Source organism: Planococcus soli (assembly GCF_016881065.1).
In the GTDB taxonomy this organism is placed as follows: Bacteria; Bacillota; Bacilli; order Bacillales_A; family Planococcaceae; genus Planococcus; species Planococcus soli.
This window is the reverse complement of sequence record NZ_WXYN01000030.1, coordinates 1-207: the sequence shown is the minus strand read 5'-3', so window position 1 is coordinate 207 and position 207 is coordinate 1. Positions and strand designations below refer to the sequence as shown.

Genomic DNA, 207 nt, shown 5'->3' with positions numbered 1-207 from the left:
GCGTAGCTCAGCTGGCTAGAGCGTACGGTTCATACCCGTAAGGTCGGGGGTTCGATCCCCTCTGCCGCCACTTTTTTAGGACCTTTAGCTCAGTTGGTTAGAGCAGACGGCTCATAACCGTCCGGTCGCAGGTTCGAGTCCTGCAAGGTCCACCATTTATCCATTATCACGGAGGAATACCCAAGTTTGGCTGAAGGGATCGGTCTT

2 tRNA genes are annotated in these 207 nt (G+C 54.1%); both read left to right on the top strand.

The features are described from left to right. A tRNA-Met gene (locus tag GJB59_RS13645) sits at positions 1-70 on the top strand. Between the two features lie 8 nt (positions 71-78). Next, positions 79-155, top strand: a tRNA-Ile gene (locus GJB59_RS13640). Positions 156-207: the final 52 nt, after the last annotated feature.